The organism is Collinsella sp. SGI.180 (genome assembly GCF_050313455.1).
In the GTDB taxonomy this organism is placed as follows: Bacteria; Actinomycetota; Coriobacteriia; order Coriobacteriales; family Coriobacteriaceae; genus Collinsella.
In genome coordinates this window covers 199,744-218,327 of the sequence record NZ_JBNPLL010000001.1, presented here as the reverse complement: position 1 = coordinate 218,327, position 18,584 = coordinate 199,744, and the positions used below count along the sequence as shown (strand labels likewise).

Annotated in this window: 17 protein-coding genes and 2 tRNA genes; 18 read left to right on the top strand and 1 reads right to left on the bottom strand. The window is 60.1% G+C overall.

The window, feature by feature from the left end; genetic code table 11:
* Positions 1-79: 79 nt before the first annotated feature.
* The 13 genes from ACQRAP_RS00835 (at position 80) to ACQRAP_RS00775 (ending at position 15,401) form a co-directional block, all read left to right on the top strand.
* On the top strand, positions 80-1,183 hold the full coding sequence (locus ACQRAP_RS00835) for a hypothetical protein (protein ID WP_427794658.1): 1,104 nt from the start codon (positions 80-82) through the stop codon (positions 1,181-1,183).
* The gene (locus tag ACQRAP_RS00830) at positions 1,170-1,442 is read left to right on the top strand and encodes a hypothetical protein (protein WP_427794657.1); all 273 of its coding nucleotides are present in this window, start codon (positions 1,170-1,172) and stop codon (positions 1,440-1,442) included. The genes ACQRAP_RS00835 and ACQRAP_RS00830 overlap by 14 nt, the downstream gene beginning before the upstream one ends.
* Positions 1,443-1,598: 156 nt before the next feature.
* Entirely contained in the window at positions 1,599-4,406 is a 2,808-nt protein-coding gene (gene secA / locus ACQRAP_RS00825) for a preprotein translocase subunit SecA (protein WP_427794656.1), read from the top strand.
* Positions 4,406-5,554 (top strand): peptide chain release factor 2, encoded by a 1,149-nt coding sequence (prfB, locus tag ACQRAP_RS00820; RefSeq protein ID WP_154516009.1) that lies wholly within the window; start codon positions 4,406-4,408, stop codon positions 5,552-5,554. Before secA ends, prfB begins: the two co-directional genes overlap by 1 nt.
* A gap of 162 nt (positions 5,555-5,716) precedes the next feature.
* Positions 5,717-6,607 (top strand): YitT family protein, encoded by an 891-nt coding sequence (locus tag ACQRAP_RS00815; protein ID WP_427727413.1) that lies wholly within the window; start codon positions 5,717-5,719, stop codon positions 6,605-6,607.
* A 207-nt stretch (positions 6,608-6,814) separates the two neighbouring features.
* Positions 6,815-7,645, top strand: a complete 831-nt coding sequence (locus ACQRAP_RS00810) for a transketolase (protein ID WP_154516003.1) — start codon at positions 6,815-6,817, stop codon at positions 7,643-7,645.
* Between the two features lies 1 nt (position 7,646).
* A complete protein-coding gene (locus tag ACQRAP_RS00805) occupies positions 7,647-8,588 on the top strand; it encodes a transketolase family protein (RefSeq protein WP_154516000.1) in 942 nt (313 codons plus the stop codon).
* 336 nt (positions 8,589-8,924) lie between these two features.
* Positions 8,925-10,142: a cell division ATP-binding protein FtsE gene (gene ftsE, locus ACQRAP_RS00800; RefSeq protein ID WP_427727416.1), complete on the top strand. Its 1,218-nt coding sequence runs from the start codon at positions 8,925-8,927 to the stop codon at positions 10,140-10,142.
* A complete protein-coding gene (gene ftsX / locus ACQRAP_RS00795) occupies positions 10,129-11,049 on the top strand; it encodes a permease-like cell division protein FtsX (protein WP_154515997.1) in 921 nt (306 codons plus the stop codon). The genes ftsE and ftsX overlap by 14 nt, the downstream gene beginning before the upstream one ends.
* Positions 11,050-11,316: 267 nt before the next feature.
* Positions 11,317-13,470, top strand: a complete 2,154-nt coding sequence (locus tag ACQRAP_RS00790) for a ribonuclease R family protein (protein ID WP_427794655.1) — start codon at positions 11,317-11,319, stop codon at positions 13,468-13,470.
* Positions 13,471-13,626: 156 nt separating this feature from the next.
* Entirely contained in the window at positions 13,627-14,232 is a 606-nt protein-coding gene (locus tag ACQRAP_RS00785) for a recombinase family protein (RefSeq protein ID WP_427717749.1), read from the top strand.
* 120 nt (positions 14,233-14,352) lie between these two features.
* Complete coding sequence (locus tag ACQRAP_RS00780) at positions 14,353-14,919, top strand: VanZ family protein (protein WP_427794662.1); 567 nt, start codon at positions 14,353-14,355, stop codon at positions 14,917-14,919.
* Positions 14,889-15,401, top strand: a complete 513-nt coding sequence (locus ACQRAP_RS00775) for an arsenate reductase family protein (protein ID WP_427794661.1) — start codon at positions 14,889-14,891, stop codon at positions 15,399-15,401. Before ACQRAP_RS00780 ends, ACQRAP_RS00775 begins: the two co-directional genes overlap by 31 nt.
* A 341-nt stretch (positions 15,402-15,742) precedes the next feature.
* Here the strand turns inward: ACQRAP_RS00775 and ACQRAP_RS00770 are convergent, their stop codons facing one another.
* Positions 15,743-15,883: a hypothetical protein gene (locus ACQRAP_RS00770; protein ID WP_427794654.1), complete on the bottom strand. Its 141-nt coding sequence runs from the start codon at positions 15,881-15,883 to the stop codon at positions 15,743-15,745.
* A 252-nt stretch (positions 15,884-16,135) separates the two neighbouring features.
* Between ACQRAP_RS00770 and ACQRAP_RS00765 the strand changes: the two genes are divergently transcribed.
* The 5 genes from ACQRAP_RS00765 (at position 16,136) to ACQRAP_RS00745 (ending at position 18,512) form a co-directional block, all read left to right on the top strand.
* Positions 16,136-16,209 (top strand) — tRNA-Gln (locus tag ACQRAP_RS00765).
* A gap of 17 nt (positions 16,210-16,226) precedes the next feature.
* A tRNA-Glu gene (locus ACQRAP_RS00760) sits at positions 16,227-16,303 on the top strand.
* A gap of 95 nt (positions 16,304-16,398) precedes the next feature.
* Positions 16,399-17,316 carry a hypothetical protein gene (locus ACQRAP_RS00755; RefSeq protein WP_154515983.1) on the top strand — a complete coding sequence of 306 codons (918 nt, stop codon included), beginning with the start codon at positions 16,399-16,401 and terminating at the stop codon, positions 17,314-17,316.
* Positions 17,306-17,776: an SsrA-binding protein SmpB gene (smpB, locus tag ACQRAP_RS00750; RefSeq protein ID WP_006235325.1), complete on the top strand. Its 471-nt coding sequence runs from the start codon at positions 17,306-17,308 to the stop codon at positions 17,774-17,776. The genes ACQRAP_RS00755 and smpB overlap by 11 nt, the downstream gene beginning before the upstream one ends.
* Positions 17,777-18,008: 232 nt before the next feature.
* Positions 18,009-18,512 (top strand): flavin reductase family protein, encoded by a 504-nt coding sequence (locus ACQRAP_RS00745; RefSeq protein ID WP_117743517.1) that lies wholly within the window; start codon positions 18,009-18,011, stop codon positions 18,510-18,512.
* Positions 18,513-18,584: the final 72 nt, after the last annotated feature.

The following is an 18,584-nucleotide window of genomic DNA, read 5'->3' as shown; positions in this document are numbered from 1 at the left end:
GGCCGATTTTTCGTTTGCCCAGATAAAACCTGCCAAAATAAACCTGTCCCTTTTTGGCAGGTAACCGATAGGAGGCTACGTGGACACATCGACGTCCTTGGGTAATCGCGAGCTCGCGGTGGCAAAGAAGCGTGCGCTCGATGCTGCCTATTTTAGGAAGGGTATCGCTGTCGCGGCGCTTTCGAGCTGCATGTATGCGCTGTACACGGCCTTTGTTACCGCCGGTCAGCTCTTTGGCGTTTGGGCCGGTTGGTTCGATGCATTTGCTCCCTCCGGCCTTTTGGCGGTATTCATCTTGCCCACGATCGCCTCGGGCGTCAATGACGTGCTGAGTGCCGTCTGGGCCACGTTTTTCACTGCCGGTCAGGGCAAACTCGCCGACCTAGGCCGCTGCATCGCCTCAAAGCCCGGCGTCATCGTTATCGCCGCCGCCTTCATTGGCGGGCCCATCGCTTCTGCCGCCTACGTTATCGCGCTTTCGCAGGCAGGCACGCTTGCCGTGCCCATCGCCGCGCTCAACCCCGCGATCGGTGCGGTGCTCGCCCGCGTGCTCTACCGACAGCCGCTTAGCCCCCGTGTCGTCACCGGCATCGTTGTCTGCGTGGTCGCCGGCGCCATGATCGGTAGCGCCGGCCTGAGCGGGCAGGCATCTTCCGGCGTGGCGCTTGGCCTGGGCCTGGCGCTGTTAGCCGCCCTGTGCTGGGGCGTCGAGGGATGCGTGGGCGGCCGCGCCACCTGCATGATCGATCCTCAGATCGCCATCAACATCCGTCAGCTTGTCTCGGGGGTCGGCAACCTGTGCTTGGTACTGCCGGTCCTAACCTTGGCATGCGGAGAGTCCCTTGGTCAGAGTTACGTCCTTGTCGCCCAAGCGCTCACCGACAAATCCTCCGTCGTGTTTTTCGCCTGCTCCGGTTTTGCCGCCTACTTTTCGTTTATGAGCTGGTATCGCGCCAACTCCATGTGCGGCACGGCGCTGGGCATGGCCATCAACGGCACCTATACCTTTACAGCGCCGCTGTTTACGTGGATTATCGTCGGCCTGGTCTTGGGCTTTGACGGCTACGCGCTTCCGTCCGTCGCATGGGTGGCGGCCGTCGTCAACCTCGTCGGCATTTGCCTGATTGCCGTGAATCCCCTCGACATGGTTAAAAAGGACGGTGATCGGGATGCTTCCGCTTAACTATGCCATGCTCGATTATTTTGTTTGCCATGACGAGGCTTGCGTCGACGATGTGATGGCCGATCTCGCGGCCGAGTATGCATCGTTTGCCGCCTTTGCAAGGCCGCGCATGCAGGAGGCGCTCATGACCGCGCACAAGAATGGCCTGATTGACGAGGCGCGCTTTGATTTGAATGCCGAAGGCGAGCTTCGCGTCTACTATCGGGCGAGCGCCGAGCAGCGCAAAGTTATCGGCGCTTATCTGGGCCGTAGCCACTAAAATAAAACGTCCCTTTTTGGCAGGTCGGTCGTAGTTATTACGTGGGGGATGAGGTCGAGCGTATAGCGTGCGTCCCGTTTGGCTAAAGTACAACTATCTGTGTTTAACTCGCCCAGTGCAGTGCGCTACGGGCGATGGCCAAAAAAGGAAAACCACATGGGATTCATGTCAAAGCTGCTGTCCTTTGGATCCGATAAGGACCTTAAGCGCTACTACAAGATCGTTGACCAGATCAACGGGCTTGAACCTCAGTTTGAGAAGATGACCGAGGAGGAGCTTCGCGGCCAGACCGATAAGTTCCGCGAGCGTTATGCTAACGGCGAGTCGCTTGACGACATGCTCCCCGAGGCCTTTGCCACCGTGCGCGAGGCTTCAAAGCGCATCACGGGCATGCGTCACTTTGACGTACAGCTCATCGGCGCCATGGCGCTGCACGAGGGTCATATCGCCGAGATGAAGACCGGCGAAGGCAAGACGCTCGTCTCCACCCTGGCCGGCTATCTTAACGCCATTGCCGGCAAGGGCGTGCATGTCGTTACCGTCAACGACTACCTGGCAAAGCGCGACTCCGAGTGGATGGGCCGCATCTACAAGTATTTGGGCATGACCGTCGGCCTGCTGCAGAACAACATGCCGCTCGAGCTTAAGCGCCCGGCCTACCAGGCCGATGTCACCTACGGCACCAACTCCGAGTTTGGCTTTGACTACCTGCGCGACAACATGGTCACCCGCCCCGAGCAGCGCGTCCAGCGCGGCCACAGCTACGCTATCGTCGACGAGGTCGACTCCATCCTGATCGACGAGGCCAGGACCCCGCTGATCATCTCGGGCGCCGGCACCAAGTCGGCCAGCACCTACAAGGACTTCGCGCGCGCCGTGCGCGGGCTGGAGCGCGGCGAGGACGTGTCGCACGATATGCTCACCGCCACCGAGGACGTGGAGCCCACGGGCGACTACGTCATGGACGAGGCCAAGCACACCATTGCCGCCACCGAGCGCGGCCTCAAGAAGATCGAGCGCCGCCTGGGTATCGAGGACATCTACGCCGACCTTTCGGGCCAGCTGGTCAACCACCTGCAGCAGGCGTTGAAGGCCCAATACATGTTCCACCGCGACAAGCAGTACGTCGTTACCAACGGCGAGGTCAAGATTGTCGATGAGTTCACCGGCCGCATCATGGAGGGCCGTCGCTACTCCGAGGGCCTGCATCAGGCCATCGAGGCCAAAGAGGGCGTGCTCGTGCGCGAGGAAAACCAGACCCTTGCCACCATCACCCTGCAGAATTACTTCCGTCTGTATGACAAGCTCTCCGGCATGACCGGTACGGCGCTTACCGAGGATGCCGAGTTCCGCGAGATCTACAAGCTGCCCGTCGAGGTCATCCCCTCCAACAAGCCCGTGCAGCGTGTCGATCACGAGGACCTGGTCTACCGCACCATCCAGGCCAAGTACAACGCCGTTGCCGATGATGTCGAGCAACGTCACGCCAAGGGCCAGCCGGTCCTGGTCGGTACCGTCTCCATCGAGAGTTCCGAGAAGCTGTCGGCAGCCCTTACCAAGCGCGGCATCGCACACGAGGTCCTCAACGCAAAGCACCACGAGCGCGAGGCTCATATCGTTGCCCAGGCCGGTCGTTACGGCGCCGTGACCATCGCCACCAACATGGCCGGTCGTGGTACGGACATCTTGCTGGGCGGCAACCCCGACGAGCTGGTGCGCGAGCGCCTGGAGTACGAGGGCCTGACCATGGAGGACGTGACGCCCGAGCAGCTCGAGCAGTTTAACGCCGAGGCCAAGGAGACCTGCAAGGCCGAGCGCGAGCGCGTGCTTGCCGCCGGCGGCCTGACCGTCATCGGTACCGAGCGCCATGAGTCCCGTCGTATCGACAATCAGCTGCGTGGCCGTTCTGGCCGTCAGGGCGATCCGGGCGAGACCCAGTTCTACCTGTCGCTCGAGGACGATCTGATGCGCCTGTTCGGTGGCGACAAGATGGACCGCGTCTCCAAGATGATGGTCACGGCAGAAATGGGCGACGACATGCCCATCCAGCACAAGATCATCTCCAAGGCCGTCGAGAGCGCCCAGCACAAGGTCGAGAGCATCAACTTCTCCATGCGCAAGAGCGTTCTTGAGTACGACGACGTGATGAACAAGCAGCGCCAGGTTATCTACGCCGAGCGCAACAAGATTCTGGATGGTAAGGACCTGACCGACCACATCACCGAGGTCATGCACGACACCGTGTACCGCTGCGTGCAGGAGTTTTGCACTAAGGACAGCCACGACGGCGAGCGCGACCTCGATGGCCTGCGCAAGTGGGTCGTGGAGCTGACCGGCCATATCGATACGCCCAAGTTCCCCGACGAGGATTACGAGGCCCTTGCTGCCGATGTCCTAGCCTACGTCGAGAAGTGCTACAACATGAAGGCCGAGCGCTTGGGCGAGGACCTCATGCGCGAGCTCAATACTCAGGTTATGTTGCGCGTCATCGATACCCGCTGGATGAACTACCTGCAGGAGATGGACTACCTCAAGACCGGTATCGGCCTGCGCGGCTTTGGTCAGCGCGACCCGCTGGTCGAGTACAAGACTGAGGCCTATGGTGCCTTCCAGATGCTCGTTGACACCATGTACGAGGATTACCTGCGCACCGTCCTGCGCATCGAGATCAAGGCCGCCCCGCACGCTGTGGAGCGCAAGGAGGACCCCGCGCTCGAGGGTGCGCGCTTCTCCGGCCCCGCCGACGTCGATGGCGACAACGGCAACTCGGTCCTGCGCAAGGAGGCACGGGCACAGGCTCGCACGGCCGTCCAGGGCGGACCGGCAGCTGTCAACAACGGCGCTAAGGTGACCACCTACCGCAAGTCCGAGAGCGACGACCCGTATGTCAACGTGGGCCGCAACGAACCGTGCCCTTGCGGCAGCGGCAAGAAGTTCAAGCACTGCCACGGCAGGAATCGTTAATGGCCGAGGCTTTAGAAGTAACGCCCGCCGAGCTGGACGCGTTTGCGGACCGGCTCGGCGAGGTTGAGTCGTATCTCCATTTGGACGAGAAGCGCACCCACGTGACCGAGCTTGAGGCCAAGAGCGTCGCTCCCGGCTTTTGGGACGACGCCGATGCCGCTCGCGCCACGATGGAAGAGATTGCGCGCGCCAAGGAGGATATTGCCGCCGTGGATACCGCGCGCGGCGAGCTCTCCGATGCCCGCGCGGCGCTGGAACTTGCCGAGGAAATGGGCGATGACCCCGATGCCGCTGCACTGCGTGAGGAGGCTGCCGCCACGGCTGATCGTCTGGCGCGCGCCATCGACGAGCTCGAACTTTCGAGCTGGTTTACCGGCGAGTTCGATCACGGTGACGCGATTGTGACCATCAAGCCCGGACAGGGCGGCTTGGAGGCGCAGGACTGGACCTTCATGCTCTTTAAGATGTACATGAAGTACTGCCAGCGCCGCGGCTGGAAGGTCACCATCAACGATTGCCCCGCTGCCGAGGTCATTGGCATTGATCGCGCGACCTTTACCGTTGAGGGCAAGGATGCCTTCGGTATGCTTCGTGCCGAGGCCGGCGTTCACCGTTTGGTGCGCATTAGCCCCACCGATGACAAGAAGCGTCGACAGACTACGTTTGCCGGCGTCGAGGTCATTCCGGTGCTGCCCGACGATATCGATATCGAGATCAACCCCGACGATATCCGCGTCGACGTGTACCACGCAAGCGGCCCGGGCGGCCAGGGCGTCAACACCACCGACTCCGCCGTGCGCGTGACGCATTTTCCCAGCGGCATTGTAGTGACCTGCCAAAATGAGCGCAGCCAGATTCAGAACAAGGCCGCGTGTATGCAGATTCTCAAGGCCCGCCTGTACGAGATTGAGCTCGAGAAGCGCGCCGAGGCGCTCGACGAGATCCGCGGTCCCAAGACCACGATTGGCTTTGGCAACCAGATCCGCAGCTACGTGCTCTATCCGTATCAGATGGTCAAGGACCTGCGCTCGGGCGTGGAGACCAGCAACGTCGACGCCGTTCTCGACGATGGCGACTTGGATCCGTTTGTGATCGGCTACCATCGCTGGGCTACCGGCAATGCTGATGCGGAGTCTCCGTCCGCTTAAGCCCCGGGTGAGTCACGGACCGACACTAAACTCTGGACAGGCGGTTTTATATCCAGAGCAAACCCGCCGCGGGGTGGTTTTTCCTCGGCGAATCGGTAGAATCAAATACGGTAAGAAGTTCAAAGCGCACCCAATGGGGTGCGCTTTTTTGAGGGAGGTAGCATGGCATATCGTCTGGATATTAAGCGCATTCTTTCAATGAACTTCTTCCACGATCTACCCCAGATCATGCTTGGGTGCGCTTTGGCGGCCATCGCGACCGACCTGTTTTTGATTCCCAACGGTCTTGCCGCCGGTGGCGTTACGGGCCTTGCGACTATTATCCAGGCGGTCGGTGCCGCGCGGGGCGTGTCGCTGCCCGTCGGTATCCAAACCATCGTGATGAACGCCTTGCTGTTGCTGGTCGTAATGCGCGAGGGCGGCATGTTCTATGTGGTACAGACGGCGACAGGCTTTGTGCTACTGGGCTTCTTTACCGACCTGTTTGCCCCGTTTGTAGCGCCTCTGGCAGATGCAGACCTGATGCTTCCCGCTATGTGGGGCGGCATTATCACGGGCATTGGTTACGGCATGGTGTTACGCGCCGGCGCCAACACCGGCGGCTCCGACACCATCGGCCAGATTATCTCGCGTAATACCTCGCTGCCGGTGGGTTCGACCGTCATGGCGATCGATGTCGCCGTATGCGCGGCATCGGCCCCCGTCTTCTCTCTAGAGAACGCGCTGTATGCAGGGCTTTCGATGGTAATTAGCGGCTATGTGATCGACGCTGTGGTCGATGGCGGCAACAAGCGCCGTATGGTGCTCATCATCTCGGACAATTTCCCCGATATCGCGGCCGATATCATGTATGGCCTGGGTCGCGGCTGCACTAAATTTAAGGCGACCGGCATGTATTCGGGCGCGGAGAAGCCGGTGATTATGGTGATCGTTAGCCGCCGCGAGCTCAATACACTCAAGACCATCGTGCGCGAGCGCGATCCTCAAGCTATCGTGACGGTCGCCGACGTTACGGAAGCCTTCGGTGAGGGGTTCAAGGACATTAACGCGTAGGGCAGACTGCGCTCCATCCAAAAGACGTTCACATTGATAAACCGATTCATCAGCGGGTCTGCCAGCTAAATTATTCAAATAATGATAAAAACTCTGGTAAAGCCTTCAGTTTCCAGCATAATGAATGGCGCACGTGCATTGCGGCTGGGTTGGGATTACCTTCTGCGCCGTGCGCATCTTGTCTAAAGAGGATGAAAGGAAGGCACAATGAGCGACGAAGAGCTCAAAAAGGTTGCCAATGAGGTAAGGAAGGGCATCGTCACCGGCGTGCACGCTGCCAAGTCCGGCCATCCGGGCGGTTCGCTCGGCTCTGCCGACATCATGACTTATCTGTACTTTGAGGAAATGAATGTCGACCCGGCCGATCCTCGCAAGGCCGACCGCGACCGCTTTGTGCTCTCCAAGGGCCATTGCGCTCCGGGTCTGTACGCCGTGCTCGCCGAGCGCGGATTCTTCCCCAAGGAGGACCTCGAGACGCTGCGCCATATCGGCAGCCACCTGCAGGGCCACCCCAACATGAACGACACCCCGGGCGTCGACATGTCCACCGGCTCGCTGGGCCAGGGCATCTCCGCCGCCGTGGGCATGGCCGTCGCCGCCAAGCACTGGGGCGATACTTACCGCACGTACGCCCTGCTGGGCGACGGCGAGAGCGAGGAGGGCCAGGTCTGGGAGGCCGCCATGTTTGCCGGCAATCAGCAGCTCGACAACCTCTGCGTGATCGTTGACCACAACGGCCTGCAGATTGACGGTCCCGTCGAGGAGGTCAACGATCCCATGCCGCTCGCCGACAAGTTCCGCGCCTTTAAGTTCCACGTGGTGGAGCTCGCCGACGGCAACGACTTCGGTCAGATTCGCGCCGCCTTTGCCGAGGCTCGCGCCACTAAGGGTCAGCCTACCGCCATTATCGCCGAGACCATGAAGGGCAAGGGCGTTTCCTTTATGGAGAACCAGGTTGGTTGGCACGGCAAAGCCCCCAACGATGAACAGTTTGAGCAGGCCATGGCAGAGCTCACGGCCGCCGGAGAGGAGCTCTAGGATGGCAGACGTCAAGAAAATCGCCACGCGTGTAAGCTACGGCGAGGCCCTCGTTGAGCTCGCTGCCGAGCACGACGACTTTGTGGTCCTCGACGCCGACCTGGCTGCCGCCACGCAGACCGGTAAGTTTAAGGCCGCCTGCCCCGACCGCTTCTTTGACGTGGGCATTGCCGAGAGCAACCTGATGGGTGTCGCCGCCGGTATCGCGACCACCGGTCGTACTGCCTTCGCGAGCACCTTTGCCATGTTCGCCGCCGGCCGCGCTTTTGAGCAGGTCCGTAACTCCATCGGCTATCCGCACCTCAACGTCAAGATCGGCGCCACGCACGCCGGTATTTCGGTGGGCGAGGACGGTGCCACGCACCAGTGCTGCGAGGATATCGCCCTTATGCGTGTTATCCCTGGCATGACCGTGATTGTCCCGGCCGACGACGTGGAGGCCCGCGCCGTGGTCCGCGCCGCCTACGAGTGCGACGGCCCCGTGTACATGCGCTTTGCCCGTTTGGCCTCGCCGGTCATCAACGACCCCGAGACCTACAAGTTCGAGCTGGGCCGCGGCATCGTCATGCGTGAGGGCGCCGATGTGACCATCATTGCCTGCGGCCTGATGGTTGGCGAGGCTCTCGAGGCTGCCGAGCAGCTCGCTGCCGAGGGCATCGACGCCGAGGTCATCAACATGCACACCATTAAGCCCATCGACGCCGATCTGATCGTCAAGAGCGCCGCCAAGACCGGCCACGTCGTGACTGTCGAGGAGCACTCCGTGATCGGTGGCCTGGGCAGCGCCGTTGCCGACGTGCTCTGCGCTCAGTGCCCGACGCCGCTCAAGAAGATTGGCGTCAACGACACCTTTGGCGAGTCCGGTCCGGGCGCCGAGCTCCTGCACAAGTACGGCCTGGATGCCGCCAACATCGTGGCAACCACCAAGGAGTTCTTGGCCTAGGGCAAGACGAGGCAAAGTATCGCTTCAGCAACCGTAAGCAAGCCAGAACAGGGGCGCCCCCAAAGAGGGCGCCCCTGTTTTTGTCGGCAACAAACAAATCAGGTCCGCACCAAGCAAGGGCTTCCTCCGGGAAGCGGACCCAGACCAACAAAGTGCAACTCAGCCCTTCCAACTTTGTATATGCAGCACCCCAAGAAAAACGCGGCGACTCCTTAGTAGCCCTGTGCGCGGCCGGTGAGACCAAAACCCTGCCATGCTTCTTATGTGCAGTGAAGCTAATGCTGCTAAAATACAAAGCGCTCATGTAGTTTAAACGCACGATGATAAGGAGCACCAGTGGGTAACCACTTCCGTACCTCCGGTGCGGGCGATGAGGCCCCCAAGACACGGCAAGGTGTCCCGGGCACACGTTTCGCCACTCCGGATTCAGAGGGCCAGCATATTGCCCAGGCCCCCGCACAGCCGGCAGATCAGGCACGGCCGGCATCCGATCCCTTTGCCTACAATCCCACCAGCGATGTCGAGCTTTCTGCCGCTGCGGGCTTTGAGCCCGTCCAAAAGGTGACTGCTCGCGTGAACCAGCCTCAGACGTCAGCCGAGCCTCAGCCGACCATGGCGGGCATTCCCGATCCCATGGTTCCTGCTACGCCCGTGCCGCAGCCGGCGCAGTCCGGCCTCTTTGCCGGCATTCCCGATCCTACGCAGCCCGCTGCGCCCATGGTCGAGAATGATCAGGCTGCCGAGGTCGCAAGTCTTGACAACGCGCTCAACAACCCCGATTTTACGTCGGTGTTCGCGCCTATCGATCCGCAGGCAAGTCGCAAGAAGATGGCCAAGCAGGCCGGTGTCGAGCCCGTCATTCTGATGGAACATGTCACCAAGATCTACCCGGCACAGCCCAACAAGCCCGCACTCGACGACATCAACATCGAGATCTATCCGGGTGAGTTCGTCTTCTTGGTCGGTCATTCCGGATCGGGTAAGACCACGCTGCTTTCCACGCTCAACCGTGATGTCAGGCCTACGAGCGGTCGCATTTTGGTCGCCGGTCAGGATCTCATGAAAATCAAGAACCGCAAGGTTCCCTTCTTGCGCCGCCAGATTGGCGCCGTGTTCCAGGACTTTAAGCTTCTGCCGCAAAAGACCGCCTATGAAAACGTGGCGTTTGCCCTGCAGTGCATAGGCAAGCCCAAAGGCGTCATTCGCAGCCAGGTGCCCGAGGTACTGCGTCTGGTCGGTTTGGCCGATCAGATGGACTCGCTGCCCGATCAGCTTTCCGGCGGCGAGCAACAGCGCGTGGCCGTCGCCCGCGCCATGGTCAACCGTCCGCCGCTGCTGATTTGCGACGAGCCAACGGGCAACCTCGACCCGGCAATTTCGCTCGGTATCATGAAGCTGCTCGAGCGCATTAACCGCACCGGCACGACCGTGATCGTGGCTACCCACGATCGCGAGATGGTCGATAGTATGCATCGTCGCGTGATCGCCCTCGAGGGCGGCCACGTAATCCGCGACCAGGAGAGGGGAGGTTACGGCAACTATGGCACCAACTAACGTGGGCTATTCGCTCAAAGAGGCAATGAGCCACTTCTTCCGTAACTGGACCACCTCGCTCGGCGCCGTCATCACGATTTTCCTATCGCTGTTTATCATCGGCCTGTTCATCATGGGTTCCGCGATGCTGAACTCCGTGATCGGCACCGTTGAGGATCAGGTTGTTATCAACGCGTTTATTAGCGATGACGCCGACCAGGCCGACGTCCAGGCTTTCGAGAGTGAGCTCAAGACGTGGAACAACGTTAAGTCCGTGACCTATAAGGACAAGGACGACGCGCTGGCCGAGTACACGAGCAAGATGTCGGGTAACGCCGACGCCACTCTGAGCGCACTTGATGGCCAGAATCCGCTGCCTGCTTCGTTCGCGATCGAGATGGACGATCCGTCCCAGGTCGAGAGCACGGCCAAGAAGCTCAAGAAGAACTCCGATTTCCAGAAGATCGCGGATGACGGTGACGTCGATGCGAGCGTTCTGTACGGTCAGGAGGAAGTGAGCCGCCTGTTCCAGGTGACGAACTACATCCGCATCGCTGCCGTTGTGCTTGTTGGTTTGCTGACGTTTATCGCGTTCATCTTTATCAACAACACGATTCGCCTGTCGATTACGGCTCGCCGCCGCGAGATTGCTATTATGCGCCTGGTGGGCGCCAGCAATGGCTTTATTCGCGGTCCGTTTATCACCGAGGGCGTGCTGCAGGCCGTTTTGGGCTCGCTGCTTTCCATCGGTGTTTTGGAGCTGCTTCGCAACCTGTTGGTTCCGCGTCTTCAGGAGAGCATTGGCTGGATGTCGTTTGCGCTGCCGATGCAATACTACCTGGTGACGTATGCCGCACTGATCCTGGTCGGCGTGATCATCGGTCTCTTTGGTTCCGCCATTGCCATGCGTCGCTACCTGCGCGTGTAGACACAGCTGGAATTAGTTTTGCTAACGGGCCGTCCCGCTCTGGGGCGGCCCGTTTTTTGATCCCGTGCGACGGAGGAAAAGGGCTCACCGGCAGTTCGGCTTGTCTCGATAATTCGATTTTCTCCGTCACATAGGGATCATGACGCGAGGTGCGTGCCCTGTTGTTGATTGGGTAGACTCTTTGATGCGTGCGGTTTAGGCCTGCACGGTGTTTTGACATGATGCGGTTGCGCCTGCGGGCCCCGCAACAGATAGTAAGGAGGCGCCATGGGGCGCAATAACAAACATAAGCGTAGCGCTCGCAACAAGCGCGCGCCGGTGCGTAGCGAGCGGCGTCCCAGCCTGACGGGCCGCGTGCAGCTCCATGAGCATAGCGCCTATGTTGTCACCGATAATGGCGACTATAAGGTTATGGGTCGCGGCAAGCGCGAGATTATGGACGGCGACATCGTGGCCGTGAGCATTAAGACCGGACCGCGCGGCGATCGCCGTGCCGTGATCGAGGGCGTTGTCGAGCGCGCGGCCATAAGCGTGGTGGGCACGTATCAGACGGCAGGCCCGCTCGGTGTGATCGAGCCGCTTGATTCGCGTCTCAAGGCCGATTTCTTTATGTTGCCCGAGGATACTTCGGCGGAGCGTTTGGGCGTGCATCCGGGCGATGCAGTCGTCGCACGCATCTTGACCTATCCGACACGCTTGGAATCGGGCACCGTGACTCTTGAGCGCCGCATTGGCGGCGACGATGCACCCGACTTGGGCGTTCAATATGTCATGGCTCGTTACGGCTATACCGATAGTTATCCCGAGACCGCCCTTGCCGAGGCCGAGGAGCTATCGCTCGACGTGGCGACAGCTCTTAAGGACCCACTTCGCCGTGATCTGCGCGACCGTTTTATCATCACGATCGATCCGGTCGACGCGCGCGACTTTGACGACGCCATCTCGTTGGAGCGCACGACGCAGGGCGGCTACAAGCTGGGTGTCCATATCGCCGATGTATCGCATTATGTGGCCTGGGATGGACATATCGACCTAGAGGCTCGCCATCGCACGACGTCGGTGTACCTTGCCGATCGCGTGCTCCCCATGTTGCCCGAGCGCCTGTCGAATGACCTGTGTTCCTTGCGCCCCGACGAGGATCGCCTGGCGTTTACCGTCGACATCGAGCTCGATGCGCAGGGGCACGTCCGCCACTACGATCCGTATCCCAGCGTGATTCGCTCGCGCGTGCGCATGGACTATGACGGTGCCGAGGCACTGCTGGTGCGTGCCGGTGCGGTGGAGTACTCCGTGTTGGAAGGTGCCGCCGAGGATGTTGCTGCAGCCGAGGCGTCGCGCGAGGAGGCGCTTGAGCGCGGTTTGACTTGCGAAGAGACTGCCCGCGACTACGACGTGGATCTGAGCGATTTCCTAGTTGCTGCCAACGAGCTTGCCGAGCGACGCCGTCGCATTCGCCGTGCGCGCGGCTCGGTCGACTTTGACACGGCGGAGATTCGCGCTTTGCTGGACGAGGACGGCATTCCCGTGCAGATCGTGGCCCGCGAGCGCTCGTGTGCCACGTCGCTCATCGAGGAAGCTATGCTGCTTGCCAACGAGTGCGTTGCCGAGTGGCTGGCAGACCGCGATATTGAGGCATGCTATCGCGTGCATGAGGATCCCAGCCCCGACAGCTTGCACGGGGCCGCTGTGGCGCTGGCGCAGCTGGGTATCATCGACGATCGCCGCGCGGCCGGCATTGCCCTGGGAAGTCCCGATGAGCTGCAGGTGGCGGTTGACGCTGCCGCTGGCACGGCAAATGCCCCGCTTGTCAACACGTTGCTATTGCGCAGTATGCAGCGCGCGCTGTACAAGCCGCGCAACGAGGGCCACTTTGCGCTCGCCGCGCCGTGCTACTGCCACTTTACGAGCCCTATCCGACGCTATCCGGACCTTGTTGTCCATCGCGTGCTCAAATTGCAGCTGGCGTATGAGCAGCTGGGCGGCAAGGATGCCTTGGTGCGCACGCCGCGGCTGATCGGCAGGGGTCGCGAGTCGCTGCCGCGCATCTTGCCGCAGATTTGCCGTGCATGCAGCGATGCCGAGCGTGCGGCCGACGCCGCCAGCCATGCGACGCAAAAGATCAAGATTGCCCAGTATTACGAGGATCGTCTGGGCGAGCGCTATGCCGGAACCATTTCGTGGGTCAGCAGCATGGGCCTCTTTGTGCGCCTCGACCTGACACAGGTCGAGGGCTTGGTCTCGATTAAGAGCTTGGGAAGCGAGTGGTTCGAGTTTGACGAGGACGCGCTCACGTTGACGGGTGCCGACACGGGGCGCCGTTTTGAGTTGGGGCAACGCGTGATCATCGAGGTCTCGCGCGTCAATACCACGCGCGGGCACTTGGATTTCAGGCTTATTCATGAGCCGGAATTTGGTGATTGATAGAGAACGGGGCGGTCTTTTGGGGCTGCCTTTTTTGTGGCGGTTCAATCGTCTTGCCGCTCGCGCGCTTGCGTCTTCCGCCTGCTATAGGGGAGATAAAACCTACCAAAATAAACCTGTCCCTTTTTGGGAGGTTTACGAGAGAGCGGGGATGAGATGACAACGGTGTACGGGTATGCGCGGGTGAGCTCGCGTGATCAAAATCTGAATCGGCAGCTGGATGCGCTGGGCGCCTATGGCGTGGAACCGGCGAATATCTTTGCCGACCATGCGAGTGGCAAGGACTTCGATCGACCGCGGTATCGCGAGCTGCTGTGCGCGTTGGATTCCGGCGATGTGCTGGTGGTACTTTCCATTGATCGGCTGGGCCGTAACTACAGCGAGATCCTCGAGGAATGGCGGTGCATAACCAAAGAGCTCGGCGCCGCCATCGTGGTGCTGGACATGCCATTGCTCGACACGCGCGCCAGAGACTGTGGTGGGTCGGACGTGACGAGTACGTTGATTGCCGATATTGTTTTGCAGCTGCTGAGCTATGTGGCGCAGGTGGAGCGCGAGAACATCCACCGGCGCCAAGCCGAGGGCATTGCGGCGGCGCGAGCGCGCGGCGTGCGCTTTGGCCGGCCCCGCAAGCCCTGTCCCCCGCAATTCGAGCTGGTACGCGATGCCTACGAGGCGGGTGATATCACGCGGAGTCAGGCGGCAAAGCGGCTAGGCGTGTGCGTGGGGACGTTCGATCGCTGGATGCGCGAGATGGAGTAGGGGCGCCACGGTCCTTTGGCGCCCCGATTCGAACATTTTGGATTTCGCTACGGCGACAACTGCATTTGGGGGTACACTCGCTGCTGCTCAAAAAATGACGGAGGTTAGCCCTTGGCGCGTGTGAAGCACATGGTCGGATGGATTTCGATTGTCCTGCTGGTCGTGACGCTGGCAAGTATTTGGATGCTGACGGAGCAAAACGTGGAGCAGACGTCGTCGCTCAGCGAGTCCACCGCGCGCGCGGTGGAAGGACGGGCCGCGGACGTGCGGCCCGACGCCACGCAGGAGTTCCAGGCGGGGGATGCCGTCGAGGGCACGGATTCAACGACTGCCACTGTTCATCCCGACCCGCTTGCGCCCGTTCGTCTGTGGATGGGTGCCAACATTCGTCGCGTCGCACATGCCGTTGAGTTCTTCTTTGTAGGACTGTTTGCTTTGGCGACAGTGGCATGCCTGGGCGAGTGCCTGCCATGCGCGCGATTCCGGTACGTACTCGCTCTGCTCTTTTGCGCCGTCTGCTCTGTCGGTGACCAAGTGCACAAGATCTTTGTTCCTGGTCGTCATTTTGACATGATCGACCTGGGCTTCGATGCCGCGGGTTACGTTGTCGCTATGCTGTTGGTGCTGTTGGCCGCCGCGCTGGTTCAGCGCGCGACCTGTCCCATTGGCGCCCATGCGAGGCGCTAACCTCAAGATGGAAAATCGCGACCGCCTGTACGTCGGCGCTGGTTACAATATCGGCATCGGTCGCAGATGGCCATCGATGCGCTGTTTGCCAGACACTTGTCTTTTCTAAGAAGGGAATCCCCATGGCAGTGCTGTTTGCTGAATACCCCAAATGCTCGACGTGTAAAAAGGCCAAGGCCTGGTTGGACGAGCATGGGGTTGAGTACGTCGATCGCGATATTGTTACAGACAATCCTTCGGCTGAGGAACTTGCGACCTGGATTGCTCGTTCGGGGCTGCCGGTGCGACGCTTCTTTAACTCGTCGGGCATGAAATATCGAGAGCTTGGTCTGAAAGCGCGCCTGGATGCGGGTATGACGGACCAGGAGTGCTTTGAGCTGCTCGCGACTGACGGCATGCTGGTTAAGCGCCCGCTGCTGGTGGGCGACGACTTTGCGATCCCCGGCTTTAGGGAAGCGGCTTGGACCGAGGCGTTGCTGTAGCGGCTTCGGAAAGTGCGTCCCATTTTGAGTGCTGATTCTGGGATGTGCTTTCCGGTTGAGGGCTCTATCGGACATGACATCCCGTTTCGAGCGCTGATTCTGGGACACGGTTTCCGGTTGAGGGCTCGACGGGAAAGTGGGGACCAGTTTGAGCTTGAAATCTGGGATGCGCTTTCTGCCGGCGGGCCTACTCCAGGGCGGGCCTGCCCCAGTCAGTCCTTCAGCTGCGCTCATTCGTGTGGGTCGTAGATCTTTACGTGCTTGTCGGGCGTGTCGCTCCAGTACTCTTCGTCCATAAAGGGCAGGTATGCCTGAATGCCGGGGCAGATAAACGGAATTCGTTACCGCTGCAGGCGCTCGCGCTGCCGCCGCTCCAGGTTCGTCTCGGATTTGACGGTCGGCATGCCGGACAGCTCGACGAGGCTTGCCTGGATGCGCTTGAGGTCGGGGAGCGCCGCATGCCATGACGTCCGCATGATCAAAAGATACTTCGATTGTGTTGCCTGGTGCTATCGTTTTCGCGTTAGTATCTGCCAACGGTTGAGGGCTACCGCTCGCGGCGTTTTGCCCTTCGTGTACAGCGGTCGGCATCACAGGTCCTTCACGGGTTGGACGAAATTAGGCCAATTTGACCGAATTTTAAAAAAGTCAAAATTAAGACTTGCGTCATCGCGATGCTTCCCGTATATTTCTTTCTTGCGCAAAGGCACAGCCGAGCGCAGCGATGCAGTCATTGGGATGTCGTCTAATGGCAGGACAGCGGATTCTGGTTCCGTCAATGGGGGTTCGACTCCCTCCATCCCAGCCATTGCATTTGCTACATATGGCCCGTTCGTCTAGCGGTTTAGGACGCCGCCCTCTCAAGGCGGAGATCACCAGTTCGAATCTGGTACGGGCTACCAAAAATTGAATGCCCGGGCCTCGCAAGAGACCCGGGTTTTGTGTATACACCGCATGTGTGGAATGAGCCGCGTTTCACCTGGACCGAGGAGTTGCCATGGACCTGCCCATCAGCCTACAAGACATTACGTATGCCGAGAATTACCTGGCGCAGGGAGACCTGGCCACGGCGACGCCGCTGCTGGAGCGTTTGGTGGAGCTCGCCGAGGAGTATATCGATGCCGAGTGCAAAACGGAGGAGAACCGCCAGTACTTTAGCTTCGATAGCAAGTTTGAGCGCCTGGCCTACCGCCGCGTGGAAAAGGATCCACGCGAGCTGGTGCAGGTCGAGGTGCCGTTTGATCGCCTGTACTCCGACATGGCGTTTGCCTACATCCGTCAGCAGGATTATGTGAGCGCCCGCAATGCCTTGATGCAGGCCGTGCGCTGGGACCCCATGAACTGCAACTACCGACTGGATCTGGCCGAGCTGTTCCGTGCGCTCGAGGACAAGCAGGAGTGGGCTTCGCTTTCGTTTTCGGTGCTGGAGCGTGCGAGTGACGGCAGGTGCGCCGCCCGCGCCTACGCCAACTTGGGCCAGTACTTTTTGGAGCCCGAGACCGAGAACGTCTCGGCGGCCGTGGGTTGCGCACGTCTGGCGCTGCGCTTGGCCCCTGGCGATTCACATACGACGCGCTTGCTCAGCAAGATCCATGCCACCTATCCGGATGCCGCCGACGAGAGTGATGAGCATGTGATGGGCGAGCTGGCGTTACAGGGCGTACCGACCTCGCCTTCGGCCGAGATTGCCATTTGTCTGATTATGTGTGCGACCGACGCTGCGAGCGACGGTGACAAACAGGAGGCTACGCGCCTGACGGTCCGTGCCCGCGACCTGGTGGGCGAGGAGGCATGCGCGGCGATCATTAAGCTGGTGCGCGAAAGCGATGCCGAGCTCAACGCCGAGCGCAAGGCCAAACGCGAGGCCGCGAGCGGGAAAGCCGATGACGCCGAGGAGGCCGGCGATGCCCAGTAAGCGCGAGCGCAAGCTCATCTCCAAGAATCGTTCGGCGCATCACGAATACTTTATCGACGAGACATTCGAATGCGGCATTGAGCTGAGCGGTACCGAGGTCAAGTCGATTCGCGAGCGCGCCTGTCAGATTACCGATACTTTTGCGCTGATTCGCGGCGGCGAGTGCTGGCTGGTGGGTTTGCACATCCATCCCTATAGCCACGGTGGCGTGTGGAACCGTGATCCCGATCGCCGGCGCCGTCTGCTGCTGCATCGCAAGGAGATTGATTTTCTTGACGGCAAACTACGCAACCGCGGCTATGCACTGGTGCCGCTCGAGCTCTACTTTAATACCGATGGTCGCGTTAAGCTGCTGTTGGGCCTGGGCCGTGGCAAAAAGCTCTACGACAAACGCGAGGACATGGCCAAACGTGACGTTCAGCGCGAAATCGATCGCGCGCTTAAGGAGCGTAATCGCTAAGGGTTGATATCCGGGCGGGCGGGGATGTTTATCCATCACTGTTGTCGTACCCCCGGTCTGTTCCTCGCAAGTTGCGGTGGAATAGTTCCTGTTCGTTGGGTATCCAGGCTTAAACAGGGACTTTTTCACCGCAACTGCGTGTGGCTCATTTTTCTTACCGTTCTGACACATATGTCTCATTGTGGGTATATACGTCTGCAAGGCTCAATTCCGAGTTAGGGGAGTGATCGTTTTGGATAAAACTGCGTTCTTTACTATGCCGTGCGGGCTGTATGTGGTGAGTGCCGCGGCAGATGGATCGCGCGCCGGCTGCATTATCAACACCGCAGTGCAGGTGACGTCCACGCCGCCGCGCATTTCGGTTGCCGTGAACAAGGAAAATGTCACGTCTAGCGTTATCTCGTCTGCCAAGGCCTTTGCGCTGACCGTGATCGATCAGACGGCCGATATGCCCTACATTGGTAACTTTGGATTCCGTACCAGCAGCAACTATGACAAATTTGCCAAGTACGAGACGCGCGAGACCGCACTGGGCATGCCCTATGTTCCCGAGCATGCGGCGGCCTTGTTTAGCTGCCGTTTGATCGACACAGTGGATGTGGGCACGCATCTACTGTTTATCGGCGAGGTCGAGGATGCCGAGCGCCTGAGCGACGAGACGCCGCTCACCTACGATTACTACCATAAGGTCCTGAAGGGCAAGACGCCGCCCAAGGCGTCTTCGTACCAAGGGTAGAAATGCGGTAAAACCGCTTGCATTATATTATTAAGAATATATACTAATTAAGCAAAGTACACCAGCAGCCAC